General features: G+C 33.5%; 19 protein-coding genes. 7 read left to right on the top strand and 12 right to left on the bottom strand.

What is annotated here, in order from left to right:
* Positions 1-149: 149 nt before the first annotated feature.
* The 6 genes from AABL85_RS16875 to AABL85_RS16850 all read right to left on the bottom strand — a co-directional run bounded on the left by AABL85_RS16875 (position 150) and on the right by AABL85_RS16850 (position 6,655).
* Complete coding sequence (locus AABL85_RS16875; protein WP_341310948.1) at positions 150-1,307, bottom strand: TlpA disulfide reductase family protein; 1,158 nt, start codon at positions 1,305-1,307, stop codon at positions 150-152.
* Between the two features lie 214 nt (positions 1,308-1,521).
* Positions 1,522-2,655, bottom strand: coding sequence for a TlpA disulfide reductase family protein (locus AABL85_RS16870; RefSeq protein WP_341310947.1), 1,134 nt, complete (start codon positions 2,653-2,655; stop codon positions 1,522-1,524).
* 253 nt (positions 2,656-2,908) lie between these two features.
* Positions 2,909-4,075, bottom strand: coding sequence for a TlpA disulfide reductase family protein (locus tag AABL85_RS16865; protein ID WP_341310946.1), 1,167 nt, complete (start codon positions 4,073-4,075; stop codon positions 2,909-2,911).
* 101 nt (positions 4,076-4,176) lie between these two features.
* Positions 4,177-4,938, bottom strand: a complete 762-nt coding sequence (locus tag AABL85_RS16860; RefSeq protein ID WP_341310945.1) for a LytTR family DNA-binding domain-containing protein — start codon at positions 4,936-4,938, stop codon at positions 4,177-4,179.
* Positions 4,931-5,293, bottom strand: a complete 363-nt coding sequence (locus AABL85_RS16855) for a hypothetical protein (protein WP_341310944.1) — start codon at positions 5,291-5,293, stop codon at positions 4,931-4,933. Before AABL85_RS16855 ends, AABL85_RS16860 begins: the two co-directional genes overlap by 8 nt.
* Before the next feature lie 6 nt (positions 5,294-5,299).
* Positions 5,300-6,655, bottom strand: coding sequence for a 2TM domain-containing protein (locus AABL85_RS16850; RefSeq protein WP_341310943.1), 1,356 nt, complete (start codon positions 6,653-6,655; stop codon positions 5,300-5,302).
* A gap of 376 nt (positions 6,656-7,031) precedes the next feature.
* Here AABL85_RS16850 and AABL85_RS16845 point away from each other — a divergent pair, with 376 nt between their 5' ends.
* The 3 genes from AABL85_RS16845 to AABL85_RS16835 all read left to right on the top strand — a co-directional run bounded on the left by AABL85_RS16845 (position 7,032) and on the right by AABL85_RS16835 (position 9,316).
* The gene (locus AABL85_RS16845) at positions 7,032-7,580 is read left to right on the top strand and encodes an IS1096 element passenger TnpR family protein (RefSeq protein WP_006261351.1); all 549 of its coding nucleotides are present in this window, start codon (positions 7,032-7,034) and stop codon (positions 7,578-7,580) included.
* A 66-nt stretch (positions 7,581-7,646) separates the two neighbouring features.
* Positions 7,647-8,711, top strand: coding sequence for a nucleoid-associated protein (locus tag AABL85_RS16840; protein WP_341310942.1), 1,065 nt, complete (start codon positions 7,647-7,649; stop codon positions 8,709-8,711).
* Between the two features lie 68 nt (positions 8,712-8,779).
* A complete protein-coding gene (locus AABL85_RS16835; RefSeq protein WP_341310941.1) occupies positions 8,780-9,316 on the top strand; it encodes a DMP19 family protein in 537 nt (178 codons plus the stop codon).
* Positions 9,317-9,360: 44 nt separating this feature from the next.
* Here AABL85_RS16835 and AABL85_RS16830 read toward each other — a convergent pair whose 3' ends face one another.
* The 3 genes from AABL85_RS16830 to msrA form a co-directional block, all read right to left on the bottom strand.
* On the bottom strand, positions 9,361-9,786 hold the full coding sequence (locus AABL85_RS16830; protein ID WP_341310940.1) for a hypothetical protein: 426 nt from the start codon (positions 9,784-9,786) through the stop codon (positions 9,361-9,363).
* Positions 9,787-9,895: 109 nt separating this feature from the next.
* Positions 9,896-10,174 (bottom strand): hypothetical protein, encoded by a 279-nt coding sequence (locus tag AABL85_RS16825; RefSeq protein ID WP_341310939.1) that lies wholly within the window; start codon positions 10,172-10,174, stop codon positions 9,896-9,898.
* Positions 10,175-10,180: 6 nt separating this feature from the next.
* The gene (gene msrA, locus AABL85_RS16820) at positions 10,181-10,726 is read right to left on the bottom strand and encodes a peptide-methionine (S)-S-oxide reductase MsrA (RefSeq protein WP_341310938.1); all 546 of its coding nucleotides are present in this window, start codon (positions 10,724-10,726) and stop codon (positions 10,181-10,183) included.
* 180 nt (positions 10,727-10,906) lie between these two features.
* Between msrA and AABL85_RS16815 the strand changes: the two genes are divergently transcribed.
* Together AABL85_RS16815 and AABL85_RS16810 are read left to right on the top strand one after the other, a co-directional pair.
* Positions 10,907-11,587 carry an ABC transporter ATP-binding protein gene (locus tag AABL85_RS16815; protein WP_341310937.1) on the top strand — a complete coding sequence of 227 codons (681 nt, stop codon included), beginning with the start codon at positions 10,907-10,909 and terminating at the stop codon, positions 11,585-11,587.
* A complete protein-coding gene (locus AABL85_RS16810; protein ID WP_341310936.1) occupies positions 11,580-12,338 on the top strand; it encodes a TIGR02757 family protein in 759 nt (252 codons plus the stop codon). Before AABL85_RS16815 ends, AABL85_RS16810 begins: the two co-directional genes overlap by 8 nt.
* Here the strand turns inward: AABL85_RS16810 and AABL85_RS16805 are convergent.
* From AABL85_RS16805 to AABL85_RS16795, 3 genes are read right to left on the bottom strand one after another with little or no spacing between them, the layout of a single operon-like run.
* A complete protein-coding gene (locus tag AABL85_RS16805) occupies positions 12,335-13,252 on the bottom strand; it encodes an exopolyphosphatase (protein WP_341310935.1) in 918 nt (305 codons plus the stop codon). The genes AABL85_RS16810 and AABL85_RS16805 overlap by 4 nt on opposite strands.
* A 15-nt stretch (positions 13,253-13,267) precedes the next feature.
* Positions 13,268-15,379: a polyphosphate kinase 1 gene (gene ppk1, locus AABL85_RS16800; protein WP_341310934.1), complete on the bottom strand. Its 2,112-nt coding sequence runs from the start codon at positions 15,377-15,379 to the stop codon at positions 13,268-13,270.
* Positions 15,379-15,867, bottom strand: a complete 489-nt coding sequence (locus tag AABL85_RS16795) for a SixA phosphatase family protein (RefSeq protein ID WP_341310933.1) — start codon at positions 15,865-15,867, stop codon at positions 15,379-15,381. Before AABL85_RS16795 ends, ppk1 begins: the two co-directional genes overlap by 1 nt.
* A gap of 170 nt (positions 15,868-16,037) precedes the next feature.
* Here AABL85_RS16795 and AABL85_RS16790 point away from each other — a divergent pair, with 170 nt between their 5' ends.
* Both AABL85_RS16790 and kdsA read left to right on the top strand, forming a co-directional pair.
* On the top strand, positions 16,038-16,592 hold the full coding sequence (locus AABL85_RS16790) for a DUF4199 domain-containing protein (RefSeq protein WP_341310932.1): 555 nt from the start codon (positions 16,038-16,040) through the stop codon (positions 16,590-16,592).
* A gap of 9 nt (positions 16,593-16,601) precedes the next feature.
* The gene (kdsA, locus tag AABL85_RS16785; RefSeq protein ID WP_006263721.1) at positions 16,602-17,420 is read left to right on the top strand and encodes a 3-deoxy-8-phosphooctulonate synthase; all 819 of its coding nucleotides are present in this window, start codon (positions 16,602-16,604) and stop codon (positions 17,418-17,420) included.
* Positions 17,421-17,624 lie beyond the last annotated feature (204 nt).

Genomic DNA, 17,624 nt, shown 5'->3' with positions numbered 1-17,624 from the left:
TACGTTGTCAGGCGTATGTGATAACCGCACGGATTGCAAATCCGCGCGAACTGGTAAATATTCGTAATTCCTTAAAAGCCTAATTATAGAAAGCAAAAAGGGCTGCTACGACAATGTCATAACAGCCCTTTTGGTCTATTTAGTCCAGCTTATTTAGCTAATAATTCTTCTACTGTTTTACTTAACTGCTCACCTCTTAAGTTCATTGCAAGGATAGTTCCGTTACCATCTACAAGATAATTAGCAGGAATCCCTTCGATACCATAATCAGCAATGATAGGGTCTTCCCAGAACTTTAAGTTAGATACTTGAGTCCAAGTTAGCTTATCTGTTGCGATTGCTTTCTTCCAAGCAGCATCTTCTTTATCGATAGAGTATCCAATAATGTCAAACCCTTTTGCATGATAAGCTTCATATGCTTTTACAACATTAGGATTCTCTTGACGACAAGGACCACACCATGCTGCCCAAACATCTACTAATACTAACTTTTTTCCTTGTAAAAAAGCTGATAGAGTTAATTCCTTTCCTTCTGGAGTAAGTGCTTTAAACTCTGGTAATTTTTCTCCTACTGATAATCCTTCTACCTCTTCACCTTCGTCTAATATTTGACTTAAACGTTCTGCAACTCTCTTACCTATCTTAGATTCTTTTAAACCTTTAGAATATTTATCGTATTCTGCTTTAAATTCTGCTGGCGTTTTTTCTCCTGCAGGAATCATCTGATTTAGTAAAAACATTCCAAAAGCATTTCCTTCATTCTCTTTAGCGTATTTTTCTAGAATAGTTTTAGGAGCTACTAATAATTCTTCGTACTGAGCTTGTAATTTTTTAAACTCCTCTGAATCTGTTTGACCACTCTGAGCCATCATCATCATTTGCATTCCATTATCGTCAGAGAACTTCATGATTTTCTCTGCATAAGGGTTGATTTCATTCTGAAACTTCTGAAGCTTCTCATTGTTCTCTGTTCCACCAACAACAGTCTTCTCTGGTGTTTCTTTATCAATCTTGATTGTAATTGTCCCAGGTTCTCCTAGAAAAAAGGCATTAAAACCTTGTTCTCCTTCACTTTTTATACTTAAAAAAGCTTCGTCTAGCTCTGTAAACTTATGTTCAATAGATACCTTTCCTCCTACAATAATTCCTTTAGCCACCTCTGTAGGTACATCTTTTCCTACTTCTACAGCTAAAATTTCTACTTCAGTATTATCAGGGAAGTTACTAGCAGTCACTTCAATAACACTTTTTTTCTCACACGATACAAATACAAGTGCCGCTACAAGAAAAACTCCTAATTTTTTCATTTAATTATGTTTTTTATTTAATCCTTAAAAATAGACATTATTTTAAACGAAACCCCTTATTTTTATATACTTTGTAAAATGATTAACTAAATACTGTTATTCTTACCCTATATATACACTATATCCTAAACATATACTGTTACAGAATTACAATAAAAAAACTGTAATGAACTAAATCACAACAGCTTTACATTCTATCATTAGTTATTCAAAATTACTTTGATAAGACTTCTGCTACCTTTTTAATAAGGTCTTCACCTCTCAAATTCATTGCTAGAATAGTACCATTCCCATCTATTAAGTAACTTGCAGGAATTCCCTCTATTCCATAAATCGGTACAATAGGATCATCCCAATACTTTAGATTAGAAACCTGAGTCCAAGTTAGCTTATCTACTTGGATTGCTTTTTTCCAAGCAACCTCTTCTTTATCCAGAGAATATCCAATAATATCAAAACCTTTATCGTGATAAGCTTCATATGCTTTCACTAAATTAGGATTTTCTTGACGACATGGTCCACACCACGAAGCCCATAGATCTACTAAGACTAACTTTTTACCTTTTAAGAAATCCGTTAGAGTTAATTCTTCGCCTTCAGGAGTCAATCCTTTAAAGTCAGGTAATATACCCCCTATTGCTAAGTCTCCTTCTGCACCTGTTAATAGCGACTCTACTTTCTTACCTAATTTGGTCTTTTTTAATTGTGCAGGATATTTACTAAACTCTTCTTTTAATTCTTCTAACGACTTTTCTTTCGAACCTATCTTCTGAGAAATCATTAACAAGCCTAGAGCTGTTCTATTATTCTCTATCTCAAATTTATCTGCTAATCTAGAAGTTTCTTCTGACAATGCATTGTACTGTTGTTTTAGCTTTTCTATCACTTCTGGATCAATATCACCAGAAGCATTATTTAACACTGCACCATTCTCACTTAAAAACTGAGTTAACTTGTCAGTATAAGGTTTCATCTGATTTAAGAACTGCTGTAACTTTATATTATTCTCAGTTCCACCTAGAATAGGTCTATCAGGATGATGTTGGTCATACTCAATTGTAATTTTGCCAGGCTCTCCCATAAAGAAAACACTATGTCCTACCTGTCCTTCTTCTTGAATCGAGAGAAAAGCCTCATCTATTTCTGTAAAAGGATTCTTTAGACTCACTTTACCATCCACAATAACTCCTTCTGCTACTGCAAATGGAGTATCCTGACCAATTTCTTTAGACAAAATCTCTACTTTTGCATTATCAGGAATATTTTTTGTCGTAATTTCAATTACATTTTTATCTTGGCAGGATACAAATACCAATGCGCCAAAAAGCAATACACTTAACTTCTTCATTTAGATATTTTTTATTTACGTAGGCTAAAAATAGATATTATAAAGGACTAAACCCCTTCCGTTTACTAACTTTTAATGATAATTAACTTATCACATAAAGATATTAACAAATTTGGCTAAAAACTTGTATTATTCTGCTTAATACTTGAATTACAACTCTACTATTCGCTTCTCCCCGTACCTCTATACGTCAAAAAAAAAACTGCTATAACTCGAAGTCATAGCAGCTCTAAGATATACTTATCTATGTAAATTATTTTGCTAGCAGCTCTTTTACTTTTTCTCCTAATTCATTCCCTCTTAAGTCCATTGCTACAATAACACCATTAGCGTCGATTAGGTAATTTGCTGGTATTCCTTTTATGCCATAATCTTTTACAATAGGATCTTTCCAAAACTTTAGATTCGAAACCTGAGCCCAAGTTAATTTATCAGCCGCAATGGCTTTAACCCATGCCGCTTTATCCTTATCTAAAGAATAACCAATAATATCAAAACCTAGTTTGTGATAATCCTCATAGGTTTTGACAACATTTGGATTCTCTTGACGGCAAGGTCCACACCATGAAGCCCACACATCTACAAGGACTAGTTTTTTTCCTTCTAAAAATGACGATAGCGTTAATTCTTTATCTTCTGGAGTAAGTCCTTTAAATTCAGGTAATTTATCTCCTATTTTAAAGGTAGCTACTTCTTTTCCATCATTCTCTAATAATTCTTTGATATAGGCATCTACTCTTTTACCAAATTTAGATGTTCTCAATGCTTCAGAATATTGGTCAAAATCAGCTTGATACTCCGCTAATGACTTCTCTTGCATATTCATTAATTCAACAAACATCATTAATCCAAATGCATTATCTCTATTGGCAGCTTCATACTTTTTGATTGTTACATCAAATTCACCTGCAATACTTGAATACTCTTGTTTTAACTTTTTTAATTCTTCTTTACCCTCGTCATTCGTTGTTGAACCAGCCAACTCTTGCATTCTTGACATGTTTTTTTCGATGAAAGCGTCTAACTTTTGTGATATAGGGCGTGTATCTCCCATAAACTGTTGTACTATCTTGTTAGTATCAGTTCCTTCAACAGTGCTTTTATCAGGATTATTCTTATCGAATCGAATGGTAATTGCCCCTGGCTCACCTACAAAAAGAACAATATGATTCTCTTCTTCTGACTCTTTTATAGAGAGGTATGCCCATTCTCCCTCTGTAAATGGATTATCCAGTATCACCTTCCCTCCTTCTATATCTCCACTAGTAACTACTTCTGACTCATTAAAGCCTAACCCCCTAATATAGACATCTACCTTAGTCTTATCTGGTAGATTCTCTGTAATTACCTCGATTGTATTCTTCTTTTGACAAGAAACCATTAATAAAATCAAGGCAAACAAAACACTTAACTTCTTCATAATTATTTTTTAAATTAGAGACCAAAATAATAATAATTGTAACATACCTATTAACCATCATTTGATTGTTATTAGTATTCTTTGTTTTTTTAAAAACTTTTTTACTTCTCAATCCATTTTTTGAAGTCATTTACCTTTTCTCTACTGACAATTAACTCTTCAGATTCCAGGTTTATCAAATTTAGTTTTAATCTAGAATTGGAATAGGCATAGATATCTTTAATACTATTAATAGATATAATAAACTTTCTATTTATCCTAAAGAAGTCTCTTGGATCTAACATTTTTTCTAACTCCTCAAGACTGTAGTCAATAATATAATTACGTCCTTCTATAGTCTGTACATAAGATGCCTTATTCTCACTATAAAAGCAAACAACCTCAGAGCGCATTACTATTTTTATCTGTGTGCCCACTTTTACCACAAAGCGCTCTTTGTATTCCACTGTATTACTAGAATTCATAAATTGCTTAAAGAAATCTAACTGTTGATTAAACCCAAAGAACACAGATCCATTATTCTCAAACTTTTCGATGGCTTGTTTTAATTCTTTCTCTTCAATTGGTTTAAGTAGATAATCTATACTATTCAACTTAAAAGCCCTTAATGCATACTCATCATAAGCGGTTGTAAAAATAATAGCACTATTAATTTTTACTTGCTCAAATATCTCAAATGACAGTCCATCAGATAACTGTATATCCAAAAAGATGAGGTCTGGCTCTTTATTAGAGCCAAACCACAATACTGCCTCTTCGACACTAGAAAGGTTTATCATAGAACTATAACCTAACTTATCTAATTTTCTCTCTAGTGAACGAGCCGCAGGCTTTTCATCTTCAATAATAACTATACTAATCATGATGATTTAATCTTACTTGGTATTGATATGTATTTTTTAATCTTTCGAATTCTCTCCTCTCCATTCTCTCTTGTAACTTTGACAACACTGGTATCTTATCTAGGTATAGAATAATAACTCTTACCAATGCACATAGAATTAATAGAGAGAAAAGTAAATATGCATTCACTGGGTTATCATTCCCTACTTGTACTCGTACTCGTCTAAAATGATAATAATTAGCAAAAAACACAAAGCCAATAATTGCCATATAAACAATAATCTCTATACTTATACGAACTAAGCTGTTATAACGCTTTCTCTGAAGTCTTTGATAGCTCCTTAAAGCTTCTGGTGATATGACTGACTCTTTCATATACTGTTAGTTCCATTTTTGTGTACCTCCGTTGTTATGCTTATCCATATACTCTCTGATCTTCTTATCTTCCCAATCTCTACCTAAGAACAGACTGTAATTAAATGTTCTCATCGCATCAGCAACTAAGCCTATTCCCCACCCAAATAAAGGAATTAATGCCCAAGGAAATGATGGGTCAGTAATCATATTAATCACAATTAAAAAAACATTAACCATGATGAATGTAGTTAAGTGAGCATAAAACTTTTTTATTTTTTCTACATTTTTCTTAGCTTCTACTAAGATTTCTTGTTCGTTCTCAGGTACATCTATGATTCTCATCTGTTCTATAATTTTAGTTAGTATTGGTATTCTTACTGTAAAATATTCTTCTGACTCTTCTATAAATACTGGTTTAGTGGTTAATAGCGCATATCTACTTGCTATATTCTCTAATCCTATTCCTTTTCTATTCTCCAACGCCTGTTTCTTATTTAATGTATTTTGGATTATTAGATATCCGTCAGGACTTTCTTTAATCAGAATATGTATTGGTCTTTGCGAAGAAGATTTATTGTGCTTAATCACGTTTTCTAATAGCAACTGTAAAGACAATGGAACCACTTTAGCACCTTCTTGTTTTACTTTTTCTGGCAATTCAAATATTAGACTATCTTCAAATCGCATTTGTAATAGTTCAATATAAGTCTTCGCAAAGGCTAATTCTTCTTCTAGAGGTACTAGTTCTTTATTCTTCTGATCTAAGATATAGCGGTAGGTCTTAGAAAGAGAATGGTTAAACTCTACTGCTTTTTCTTGATCCTCTTCTATTAATGCGCCTAATACATTCAAACTATTAAATAAGAAATGTGGATCTAACTGGTTTTTAAGGCTTTCGAACTGGGCCGATACATTACCCGTTATTACTTTTTGTTCTTCTAACTGCTGGTCTTTTACTAAAGAAGAAAAAGTAATGTGAAAATAAATAGCTAATAGGATAGAATAAAACACAGTGAAGTTTAATACAGACCTAAAGCGGCCATCCATAAATACCGTTGCTATATGCTCTCCTTCTACAAAGAAACTATTGATCATCTTTAGAAGAATAGCGACACAGAGTATTGCTACAAAATTAATAGCCGTAGTAATAGCTGTTGCCCATCCGATGTTTCGTTCGTTTTCCCTTAAATATACATTTAATTTACCAAAGTATTTTCTCTTTAAATAGTAATTAACCCCTAAAATTATAGAGATTAGTAAACTGAAGTAAAGTATAAATAAGTAGATATCTATATAGTGTAGATTTAATACTCTTCTAAACATAAAAAATGTTATCAGTAATACAGCTCCTATCTTTACAATATTATTTCTTGGCTTCATCTTTTAAAACATGATTATTCTTTATATTTACTAACAGTTGTTTTTCTTGAAAAACACTTTTTGAATCTACTGTCCTGTTTATTCCAAACATAGATAAGAAGAATGTTATCAAAAATAAAGTAATGGTAATAATAATTTTCATATCTCTTGTCTTTTTTGTTGAAGCAAAGATGTAATAGAACCAACAACTAAAAAAAAGAAGACTACCGAATTGTTAAGTTTAAAGGATGAACTGTAAAATACTTGGTTTTACAGTAAAAAACTGGCTCTCAACTAGGTGTAGCTATTTCGTTAAAATGTAGGTAAAAAGACTGGTTTTTATTCCTCAATAATGAATAATAAGTTTAAATTTGCGTTTCTAATCCACAAAAAAGTTATGGTTTATAAGTTCAGAGTAATCCTTGATACTGAGGAAGATATATTTAGAGACATTGCTATTTTAGAAGATGACTCATTAGAAGATTTACACAATGCTATCGTTAATGCCTTTGGTTTTGACGGAATGGAAGCAGCTTCTTTTTATGCGTGTGATGACCAATGGACTCAACTAGAAGAGGAAATTTCATTGTTTGATATGGGAGATACTCCTGGAGAACACAAAACGATGAGCTCTACTACTATCAGTTCTATCTTAGATGAAGAAAACACAAAAATCATATATGTATATGACTTTTTAAATATGTGGACTTTCTTCGTTGAGCTAGGGGCTATCGAAGAAGAAGAGCCAGGTGCTGCCTATCCAGAATTGCTGTTCTCACATGGTATCTTACCTGACAGTATGCCTGGTAAGTCATTCACTGCCAACCCTGTATCTAATGAAGATATCTTTGGAGAGTTTGACGATGACTTCGATGATGAAGACTACGACATGTTCGATGGAGATGATAGTTTTGAAGACTTCGGATACGAAGATACTTGGAACTAACAACTATTAATTTCATTTTTTAATTTATAATTTAAGTAGTATACTGCTTAATATATTATTGCCATTATGATCAACTTATTTAATACGCACATTGAAACTCTATCTATCCATAGAGTTGGGAATAAAAGTAGAAATGAAGCTATCTTCTTATCTGCAGAACCTTATAATTTAAACGATGAAATAGCTCCTTTATTAAAAGAGTATTTCTTTAAACCGTTCCGCGAAAAAGAAGAAAGTTACTACCAATTCGCTCATGACGTAGATTTAGAATTCAACGAAATGTACAACTTTGCTAATGAGATCTTCAATGCTCCTTCATCAGATAACGTACAAGAGGTTTCTAAAAAAATCACACGTCACCTATATGAGCAGTCTAATCATCCACATATTAAAAATGGAGAAGTTTATGTTACTTATTTAACGAACTTATCTATTGATAATAATGTTGTAGATGCTATTGGTATTTTTAAAAGTGAGCTTAAAACTGATTTCTTACAGTTACAAGAAAAAGATTCTAATTTAGAAATGCTTCTTTTACAAGGAATCAACTTGAACAAATTAGACAAAGGATGTATCATCTTCAACTATAAAAAAGAAGAAGGTTATAAAATCTTAACGATAGATAGTAATAAATATGATGCACGTTATTGGTTAGAGCATTTCTTAAATGTAGATATATTCCAAGACGAAGCATTTATGACTAAGAAATATCTTAAATTCTGTCAAGACTTCGCTAAAGATGTAGTTCTTCCTGCTGAAGATAAAAAAGAGGAAGTGATGTTCATGAACCGTTCTGTAAATTACTTTGCTAAAAACGACGAGTTCGAAGAAACAAACTTCTTAAACGAAGTGATAGACAATCCTGATTTAGCTGCTGAATTCAAAAACTATAAAGTAGACAAAGGAGAGAAATATAGCATTGAGGATACAACATCTTTCCCTATTGCAAATAATGCAGTAACAGATGCTAGAAAGAAACTTAAGAATGTTATCAACCTTGATACAAACATTCAAATCAAACTTGATTTTATCAATCCTGATAGTGCTGATAAATTTGTAGAAAAAGGATGGGATGAGGAGAAACAAATGTATTACTACCTAGTTTACTTTAACAAAGAACAAAAATCTTAATTAAAGATATATCAAGCGATTCCACACTTATTTTGGAATCGCTTTTTTCTTACCTAATATTTTATACTATGAGAGAATTCAACTATATTTTAATATCAGAAAATACATTTAACAGTGAAAATCCCCTAGACATCATTAACTCTAATATTTCTGTAGTAAACTACTTGCGTAACTCAGAAGTAGGTGATGACGAATTACATCCCGATGCTTTTGCTAGTTACTGTGTAGATTATTATTTAAATATATTAGAAACAGAAGGACTAGCTGCTTTTATTTGGAAGAGCAAATGGGATCTAGACCTGGTAGAGATTATCCATGCAGGGCTTACAGCTATGGAAGCAAAAGAACACTTAGACTACTTCGAAAAACAAATGCGCAGAGTAAAAGCATTTAGCAATATCAAACTAAAGAAATTCTTCGAACTAGATTTAGGTAAAGAAAAAGAAACGACTTCTCTACTAGAAGACAACTCGTTTAAAGAAATTAAAGAAGATTTAAGAGCACTTAATTCTTCTTGGCTAAAAACACACCCTGATCTAAAAGTTGTAAGCTTAGAAGAAATGCAAAGTATTATCACAGAATTTCTAAGTTCAGACTCAGAATAGCACATATAAAAAAGCTCCTCAGATAGAGGAGCTTTCTTTTTGTATTATTTGCTGAATTCAAACTTCGAAATTTTAAGATCATTACCTTCTTGACTTAGGTAAATTTTTTCTGTAATTGTTTCTGGTTCATTTTCATATTTTACTTTGTATTCGAAATAGAAATCTTTAGTCTTTGCTTTTTTATCTCTATCTGTCATCTCCCATTTATCCATTGTAAAGCTGTCTAACTTTCCTAATTTCTCTTTTTTAGCTTTTAAGTCTTCTACAAGTTTTGCTTTTTGATCGCTATTGAAGAAGTCATCATCTACTAAGTTGGGAATAGAATCATATAACCCTTGTTTAACGTTGTAATAATACCATCCTATAATCTTCTCACCAGCTTGCTGATCTCCCAATTCTCTACTTTTTTTTGCATTGGTACAAGACATAAAAACTAACGCTGCGAATAATAGTGTAAAAACTTTTCTCATAAGAAATACTTTTAATTAATTGTTAAATTCTAAAACTCTCCTAATCTTTTTATTTTACATAAATTTAATAAATAATAATGATTTACACAAATTACTCGCAAAGAATTAACTAATCTTGTTTTTTACCAAAATATGTATAAAACCAAGTTATAGTATATGTGGGTATAAAATCAAGTCCTGGAGAGAGCTCTTCAATGAAGTTTACAGTCGCAGCTATCTTACCTACTTTGCCAGGATACATCCTTGCTAGAATATAGGCAGACACTGGTGCCCACACCACATCAGCTATCTCTCCTACCCCTGGTATGGCATAGGATAGATACCCTATCAGGTCCATAAATATCCCGATAATTAGCTGTCTATATTTAATTTTATTATTCGTAATCATCGTTCATTACTTAAGCTTCGCATTATATTTTGCTTTAAACTTATCTAACTTTGGTTTTACTACAAGTTGACAATAAGGGTTCTGATCTCCGCTTTTTTCAAGGTAATTTTTATGATAATCTTCCGCCACATAGAACTTTGTTGCCTCTGATATTTTGGTTACAATAGGATCGTCGTATACCTTTTCATTACTTAAGATATCTAAATATTCTCTAGCAGCAGCTTTTTGTGCTTCTGTTGTATAGAATATCTCACTTCTATACTGTGTCCCTACATCTTCACCTTGTCTATTTAAAGTTGTAGGATTATGACTTGTAAAAAACACTTCTAGTAATTCATTATAATTAATCACTGTGGGATTATATACTAACTTCACTACTTCTGCATGTCCTGTTTCTCCTGTACATACTTCTTCATAAGTAGGGTTTTCTTTTATACCGCCTATATATCCAGGGAGTACCTCTTCTACCCCTTTTAAACTTTTATAAATAGCTTCTATACACCAGAAACATCCTGCTCCGAATATTGCTGTTTCTAATTTATCATTTTCCATTATCTAACTTTCTATTGATTATTTACTCACTTTAAAGTAATTATAAGGTCTATTTACCTTACAATCATCCTTGCTATAAAGATACTTTTTATTTTTAAAAATATATTACACCTCTTTTAATCATTTTTAGGTTTTTAAAATAGGTAAAAAGCGTTACTTTGTATTTCTAAAATTAACTAAATGATCAGAGCAACTAATATTCATAAATACTACGATAAACTTGAAGTTTTAAAAGGGGTAGATTTACATATAAAAAAAGGAGAAATTGTTTCTATCGTTGGAGCGTCTGGGGCTGGTAAAACGACCTTACTTCAGATATTAGGAACTTTAGACAAACCTTCTATAGAAAATCAAACCACGCTTTCTATAAATGGTCAAGACATTCTTGGTCTAAAAGACAAAGAGATTTCTAAATTCAGAAACTTGCACCTAGGTTTTATCTTTCAGTTTCATCAGTTACTACCTGAGTTTACTGCTTTAGAAAATGTGTGTATTCCTGCTTTTATAGCAAATAAAAATAAACAAGAGACAGAGAAAGAAGCGATACGCTTACTAGAATATCTAGGACTTTCTCACCGTATACAGCACTTCCCATCTGAATTATCAGGAGGAGAACAACAACGGGTAGCTGTAGCTAGAGCACTAATTAATAAACCGCTTGTCATCTTTGCGGATGAACCATCGGGCAACCTAGACACACACTCAGCAGAGAACTTGCATAAGCTGTTCTTTAAACTTAGAGATGAACTAGGTCAGACATTCGTTATAGTCACTCATAATGAAGATTTAGCCAATATGGCTGATCGTAAATTAACCATGATTGATGGGCAAATTAAACAAAAACAAAATTTAAATGACTAAGGCAGAACTTAAAGAATTCCTTGATGAAAAGGTGATTCTTTATAACAACCCTACTTTTATTCAGGACGATCCTATACAAATCCCTCATCTATATACTCTAAAAGAAGATATAGAAATAGCAGGGTTCTTAAGTGCTACCATCGCATGGGGCAATAGAAAGATGATTATTAAGAATGCGCATCGCATGATGGAGCTCATGGGAAATTCTCCTTATGACTTTGTGATGGAACACCATGACGACCATTTAGAGAGTTTAGAGAGCTTTGTGCACAGAACTTTCAATGGTGTAGATTTTGCAACTTTTATAAAAGGCCTTAAACATATTTATACCAACCACAATGGACTAGAAAATGTCTTTGCTAACCAAGAAATGAATATGCAAGAGAGAATTTCTAACTTCAAAAAACTATTCTTCGAAATAGAACATCAGTCGCGTACACAGAAGCATATCTCAGATCCACTCAAAGGTTCTGCTGCTAAGCGCATTAATATGTACCTGCGTTGGATGGTCAGAGATGATCATAAAGGGGTAGATCTAGGGATATGGAAACAAATCAGTACAGCTAATTTATCTTGTCCATTAGACGTACACTCTGGTAATATGGCTAGAAAACTAGGTATCCTAAAGCGTAAACAAAACGACGCAAAGGCACTAGCTGAACTAGATGCGGCTTTGCGTCGCTTCGATCCAATAGATCCTGTCAAATATGATTTTGCCCTATTTGGATTAGGAGCTATTGAGAAGTTTTAATAGTCTATTACTTGATAATCAAGCTTTACTTTATTGTAATAAAGTGCTTTTACGATACCATCTGACACTCCTATTTTAGGAACATAGATGTATTTAGCACCACTCCATTTCATGGCGTTATTATAGATATTTATAGCAGGTATAATAACGTCAGCCCGATCTGGATTCAATCCTAGTAGAGAAATCCTATCCTCATAAGACATCTTACTTAATCGGAGTAATTGTTTATGCAGATAGAAGTAAGTAAGTGGTTTATCCTGTGTTTTACCAGACATTTTAAATATCTTATTGATATTCCCACCACTACCGATGACGATTAAATCTTTTAAGTCCTTAGTCTCTTCTTTGATCCATTGCTCTATATCATTCCATACTTGAGGCTCTACCATATTGTTTAATAAACGTACAGTACCATTTTTAAAAGACCTAGAGTTTAACTGTTTACCATTAGAGAACAGCGTAAACTCTGTACTTCCACCTCCCACATCTATATATAGAATACTATTACTACTATTGATAAAGTGCTTTAAATCAGACGAAGCGATAATCATAGCCTCTTTTTTACCATCTATAATACTGATCTTTATTCCAGATTCTTTATACACTCTATCCACGATAGATGTAGCATTAGTAGCCTCACGCATTGCGCTAGTAGCACAGGCCATGAATTGATCTACCTTGTTTACCTTCATCAGTAAAAAGAATGCCTTCATAGCATCCACCATACGATCTTCTGCTTCAGGAGATACCTTTCCTGTAGTGAAAACATCTTGTCCTAGTCGAATAGGCACACGTATTAATGAACTCTTACTAAATATAGTCTCTCTTCCTTCTTCCTCGATGATATTCATTATCAACAGTCTCATGGCATTAGAACCTATATCTATAGCGGCATACTTCTTTATTTTTAGCATATATAATTTCTTCTTTTACTTTAATTTATTTTGATAATACTTATACATTTCTTGTTGAGCATGAAACATATTTTCGGCCGTATATCCTCTGTACTTATTAGATAAGTCTGCTGTCTGATATCTCGTTTTATAGTTTCCTTTCCATCCGATATCGAATGTATCGATTAACTCTTGCTTGACTGACTCATCGTAGATAGGACAAGTTACTTCTACCCTTTCGTCTAAATTTCGAGTCATAAAATCTGCTGAAGAGATAAACACCTCAGGATTGTCATTATTCCCAAAAATATAAACTCTAGAATGCTCTAAGAAACGGTCTACAATACTGATGGCTTCAATATTCTCACTCATACCAGGTACTCCAGGTATAAGCGAACAGATTCCTCTAATGATCAACTGTATTTTAACTCCTGCATTACTTGCCTCATATAGTTTATCTATCATCTTCAGATCTGATAAGCTATTCATCTTTAATCGAATATAAGCAGGCAACCCATTCTTAGCATTCTTAATCTCCCTTTCTATCAACTTATAAAACCCCTTACGTGTATAATGTGGAGAGACTAATAAGTGCTTATAACGATGTACGCGATAATTCACTTGTAGAAACTCAAATACCTTAGACACATCCTTCATCAGCGAATTATGACTCGTAAACACCGTTACATCCGTATACACCTTGGCTGTGCTTTCGTTGAAATTACCTGTCGAAATAAATCCATAGCGTTTTACTTTTTTATTTTCTAGGCGTTCTACTACACAGATCTTACTGTGTACTTTAAGTCCCTTAACTCCAAATATTAACTGAACTCCTTCTGCCTGCATTAATTCTGAGTAATAGATATTACTAGCCTCGTCGAAACGCGCTTGTAGCTCCACCTGAGCAATTACCTTCTTGCCATTCTTTACTGCATTGATAAGAGAACTAATAATTTGAGAGTTTTTAGCTAATCGATAAAGCGTTATCTTAATAGACAACACTTGTGGATCTAAAGCCGCTTCACGCAAGAACTTCACCAGATAAGAATAAGACTGATAAGGAGTGTAGATCATATAGTCTCGCTTCTGTATCTGCTGAATAATACTATCTTCAAGACTCAGTCCCTTCACGGCTACAGGTACCTGTTTTGGATAAGTAAGATCTACTCTACCTGTAGTAGGGAAGCCCATATAATCCCGTCTATTGTGATATCTCCCTGATGGAATGATACTATCGTTAAGCTCGATCTCCACATTCTCTAATAAGAAATCTAGCAGCTCATCATCCATTTCCTGATCATAAACGAAACGCACAATAGCACCTTGTTTTCTATCGCGTACTCCACTAGATATTTTCTCAACAAAAGATTTGTGTAAATCTGTATCGAAGTCTAGCTCGGCATCACGTGTTACTTTAATCATATAAGCTGATTCCGCTTTCAAATCAAAGATATTAAAGATAGAATCTAGATTAAATCTAATAATATCGTCTAACATCATGATATACTTCTTCCCAGGATCGTCAGAAGGTACTTCTACGAATCGGTTAATGATATTCGGAATCTCAATAATAGCATAGCGTACCGAGCTATTATCACGTCTTTGTTTATTCGTACAGTGCTTCTCTACGAGCTTTTCATCTACCTCTAACTTCACAACTAAGTACCCATGCGTATCTCTTAAAAGAGGGAACTCTGCCAAATCACTCAAAATAATAGTTACCAAGTCAGGAGACACCTGATGTAAGAAAAAGTCTTTGACAAAGGCTTGTTGCTTCTCACTAATCTGTTTCTCATTGACCATAAAGATTCCTTCATCTTCTAGTTTGCGTTCCACCTCATGTAAGATGCGTACGCTTTCTTTTTGAAGTTGAATAACTCTTTCTGTAATTTGAGCTAATAAATCTTTAACGATCACTCCACTTCCCAGTCTACGATTACTCTCACCAGTAAGTGTCATTCTACGTATGGTAGCATAACGAACTCTAAAAAACTCATCTAAATTATTTGAAAAAATACCAATAAACCTTAGCCTTTCTAACAAAGGAACGGTTTCATCACCAGCCTCTTGAAGTACTCTCTCATTAAATGACAACCAGCTTTTTTCGCGGTCGATATACTTGTATTTTGTTGCGTTATTATTATTCATTATTTCTTTAAGTCTCTTGGGAAAATAGTTAATTCAGTTGTCCCCTTTTCTATATCCCCCCAATCATCGATGTCAAAGTTTATAATGACAACACCTGATGTGGGAACATTCTCGTAGGTTTCGCTACCAAATTTATTAACAAATTTTGTTATTGCCTCATTATGCCCGAAAAGAATTAAGGTATCATGCTCATTTTTACATTTTTTTATCGCTTTTATTAATCCTGACCGCTCAAAAGTGTACACATCAGGATTTAAAATAATACAGTCTAAGTTAATATCCATATTCTGGCAGAATATTTTTGCTGTTTCCTTCGCTCTTTTGGCAGGACTACTCCATACAATAACTTTAGCAGGCAGATGTCCCACTAAAGCATGCGAAACTAAGTGCGCATCGTTCACCCCTCTGGTCGATATTGGGCGTGACAAATCATCGGTTATAGCATTCCAGCATGATTTTGCATGTCTAATAAGGATTAATTTTTTCATAATAGTTTTATTTATGGGTGGTTTATTGTGTTTTTTTAATTTATGCATCACAATCCTTGCCAAGAATTACATAAACACTTCTAAATCTAATAAAAAATATCAATATAAAATATATTTTAAGCTATAAAATAAAAACTTTACTTTTGAACTATTAATTATAACACAGAATAATGAGGAATTTCTCTATAGAATTTAAATGGGCCTCGTATGCTACATTAGCGGCCTTAGTTTGGATGTTTATTGTCAAATCTCTTGGCTTTCACGACTTAGAAAAAATCAGATATGAAGTAGGACTTCAATTGCTATTTAACCTTGTCCTAGTGATCTTCTATTGGTTGGGGATTAGACAGAAGAAACGCGAATTCTACAATGGAGTCATTTCTTGGCAACGTGCTTTCTTATCAGGGCTTGTAATCTGTATCATGATTACCTTCTTCTTCCCTCTTATACAGTACATCGCTTTTAACCAAGTAAGTCCTAACTTTATGGCAACTTTACAAGAAGCAATGGTTACACAGACCAAAATGTCATTAGAAGAGGCTCAGAGCTATGCAACATTTGATATGTATCTTAGAAATGGTGTGACGAACAATTTATCTTTTGGTGTTGTTATTATCGCAATTATTTCGTACTTTATACAGACAAAAAACATGGCCGTACCTGTTGTAAACACTCAGGTTAAAGGTCAAAAGAACAAGAACAACAAACGAAAAAATAATAAATAATCGAATTTTATGAATTTAAATAATATCCCCCTAATTAAGAACCTTGAGGCTGATAACTTCTTTTTATTAGCTGGCCCATGTGCTATCGAAGGTGAAGAAATGGCAATGCGTATCGCAGAGCATATCGTGACAGTAACTGATAAACTAAAGATTCCTTATGTATTCAAAGGTTCTTTTAAGAAAGCAAATAGATCTCGTATCGACAGCTTCACAGGTATTGGTGATGAAAAAGCACTCAAAATATTACAAAAAGTAGGAAAAGAATTTGGTGTACCTACTGTAACAGATATCCATGAAAACTCTGACGCTGCTATGGCTGCCGAGTATGTAGATATCTTACAGATCCCAGCTTTCTTAGTAAGACAGACAGACCTAGTAGTAGCTGCTGCAAATACAGGTAAGGTAGTGAACCTTAAAAAGGGACAGTTTATGAGTCCTGAGAGTATGAAGCACGCTGTTCAGAAAGTATTAGACTGTAATAACGAAAGTGTAATGGTAACAGATAGAGGAACAATGTTCGGATACCAAGATATGATTGTTGACTATAGAGGAATCCCTACGATGCAACAATACGCTACTACGGTATTAGACATTACACACTCATTACAACAGCCAAACCAATCGTCTGGAGTGACAGGTGGTCGTCCTGATCTAATCGGAACTATCGCTAAGGCAGGTATCGCCGTAGGTGTAGATGGGCTATTCTTAGAAACACACTTCGATCCAGCGAATGCAAAAAGTGATGGAGCGAACATGCTACACTTAGATTACTTTGAAGATTTGATGAAAAAACTGGTTGACATTCGACAAACAATCAATAAATTTTAAAAAATATTTTCAACACTACTTTTTTTATAACCAATTAGTTAGATAAATTCGGTAAAAAAAAGAAGAAAAAAAAGCCTTGCAAGTCTTGCGGATTAAGAAAACAGCCCTATATTTGCACCGTTCTAAACAAACAAGATAAGCAAAAGCTTAGGGGAGATACTCAAGCGGCCAACGAGGACGGACTGTAAATCCGTTGGGAAACCT

Source organism: Myroides odoratimimus (assembly GCF_038039805.1).
GTDB classification, from domain to species: Bacteria; Bacteroidota; Bacteroidia; order Flavobacteriales; family Flavobacteriaceae; genus Flavobacterium; species Flavobacterium odoratimimum_B.
The sequence above is the reverse complement of the archived record's forward strand: the minus strand, read 5'-3'. Positions and strand labels throughout refer to the sequence as shown.

Coding starts and splice junctions, on each gene's coding strand:
- kdsA (WP_006263721.1), top strand. CDS start 16,602: ATGAATTTAAATAATATCCCCCTAATTAAGAACCTTGAGGCTGATAAC.
- AABL85_RS16845 (WP_006261351.1), top strand. CDS start 7,032: ATGGTTTATAAGTTCAGAGTAATCCTTGATACTGAGGAAGATATATTT.
- AABL85_RS16855 (WP_341310944.1), bottom strand. CDS start 5,293: ATGAAAGAGTCAGTCATATCACCAGAAGCTTTAAGGAGCTATCAAAGA.
- AABL85_RS16805 (WP_341310935.1), bottom strand. CDS start 13,252: ATGCTAAAAATAAAGAAGTATGCCGCTATAGATATAGGTTCTAATGCC.
- AABL85_RS16835 (WP_341310941.1), top strand. CDS start 8,780: ATGAGAGAATTCAACTATATTTTAATATCAGAAAATACATTTAACAGT.
- AABL85_RS16795 (WP_341310933.1), bottom strand. CDS start 15,867: ATGAAAAAATTAATCCTTATTAGACATGCAAAATCATGCTGGAATGCT.
- AABL85_RS16810 (WP_341310936.1), top strand. CDS start 11,580: ATGACTAAGGCAGAACTTAAAGAATTCCTTGATGAAAAGGTGATTCTT.
- AABL85_RS16815 (WP_341310937.1), top strand. CDS start 10,907: ATGATCAGAGCAACTAATATTCATAAATACTACGATAAACTTGAAGTT.
- AABL85_RS16840 (WP_341310942.1), top strand. CDS start 7,647: ATGATCAACTTATTTAATACGCACATTGAAACTCTATCTATCCATAGA.
- AABL85_RS16870 (WP_341310947.1), bottom strand. CDS start 2,655: ATGAAGAAGTTAAGTGTATTGCTTTTTGGCGCATTGGTATTTGTATCC.
- AABL85_RS16865 (WP_341310946.1), bottom strand. CDS start 4,075: ATGAAGAAGTTAAGTGTTTTGTTTGCCTTGATTTTATTAATGGTTTCT.
- AABL85_RS16860 (WP_341310945.1), bottom strand. CDS start 4,938: ATGATTAGTATAGTTATTATTGAAGATGAAAAGCCTGCGGCTCGTTCA.
- msrA (WP_341310938.1), bottom strand. CDS start 10,726: ATGGAAAATGATAAATTAGAAACAGCAATATTCGGAGCAGGATGTTTC.
- AABL85_RS16850 (WP_341310943.1), bottom strand. CDS start 6,655: ATGAAGCCAAGAAATAATATTGTAAAGATAGGAGCTGTATTACTGATA.
- AABL85_RS16830 (WP_341310940.1), bottom strand. CDS start 9,786: ATGAGAAAAGTTTTTACACTATTATTCGCAGCGTTAGTTTTTATGTCT.
- ppk1 (WP_341310934.1), bottom strand. CDS start 15,379: ATGAATAATAATAACGCAACAAAATACAAGTATATCGACCGCGAAAAA.
- AABL85_RS16875 (WP_341310948.1), bottom strand. CDS start 1,307: ATGAAAAAATTAGGAGTTTTTCTTGTAGCGGCACTTGTATTTGTATCG.
- AABL85_RS16825 (WP_341310939.1), bottom strand. CDS start 10,174: ATGATTACGAATAATAAAATTAAATATAGACAGCTAATTATCGGGATA.
- AABL85_RS16790 (WP_341310932.1), top strand. CDS start 16,038: ATGAGGAATTTCTCTATAGAATTTAAATGGGCCTCGTATGCTACATTA.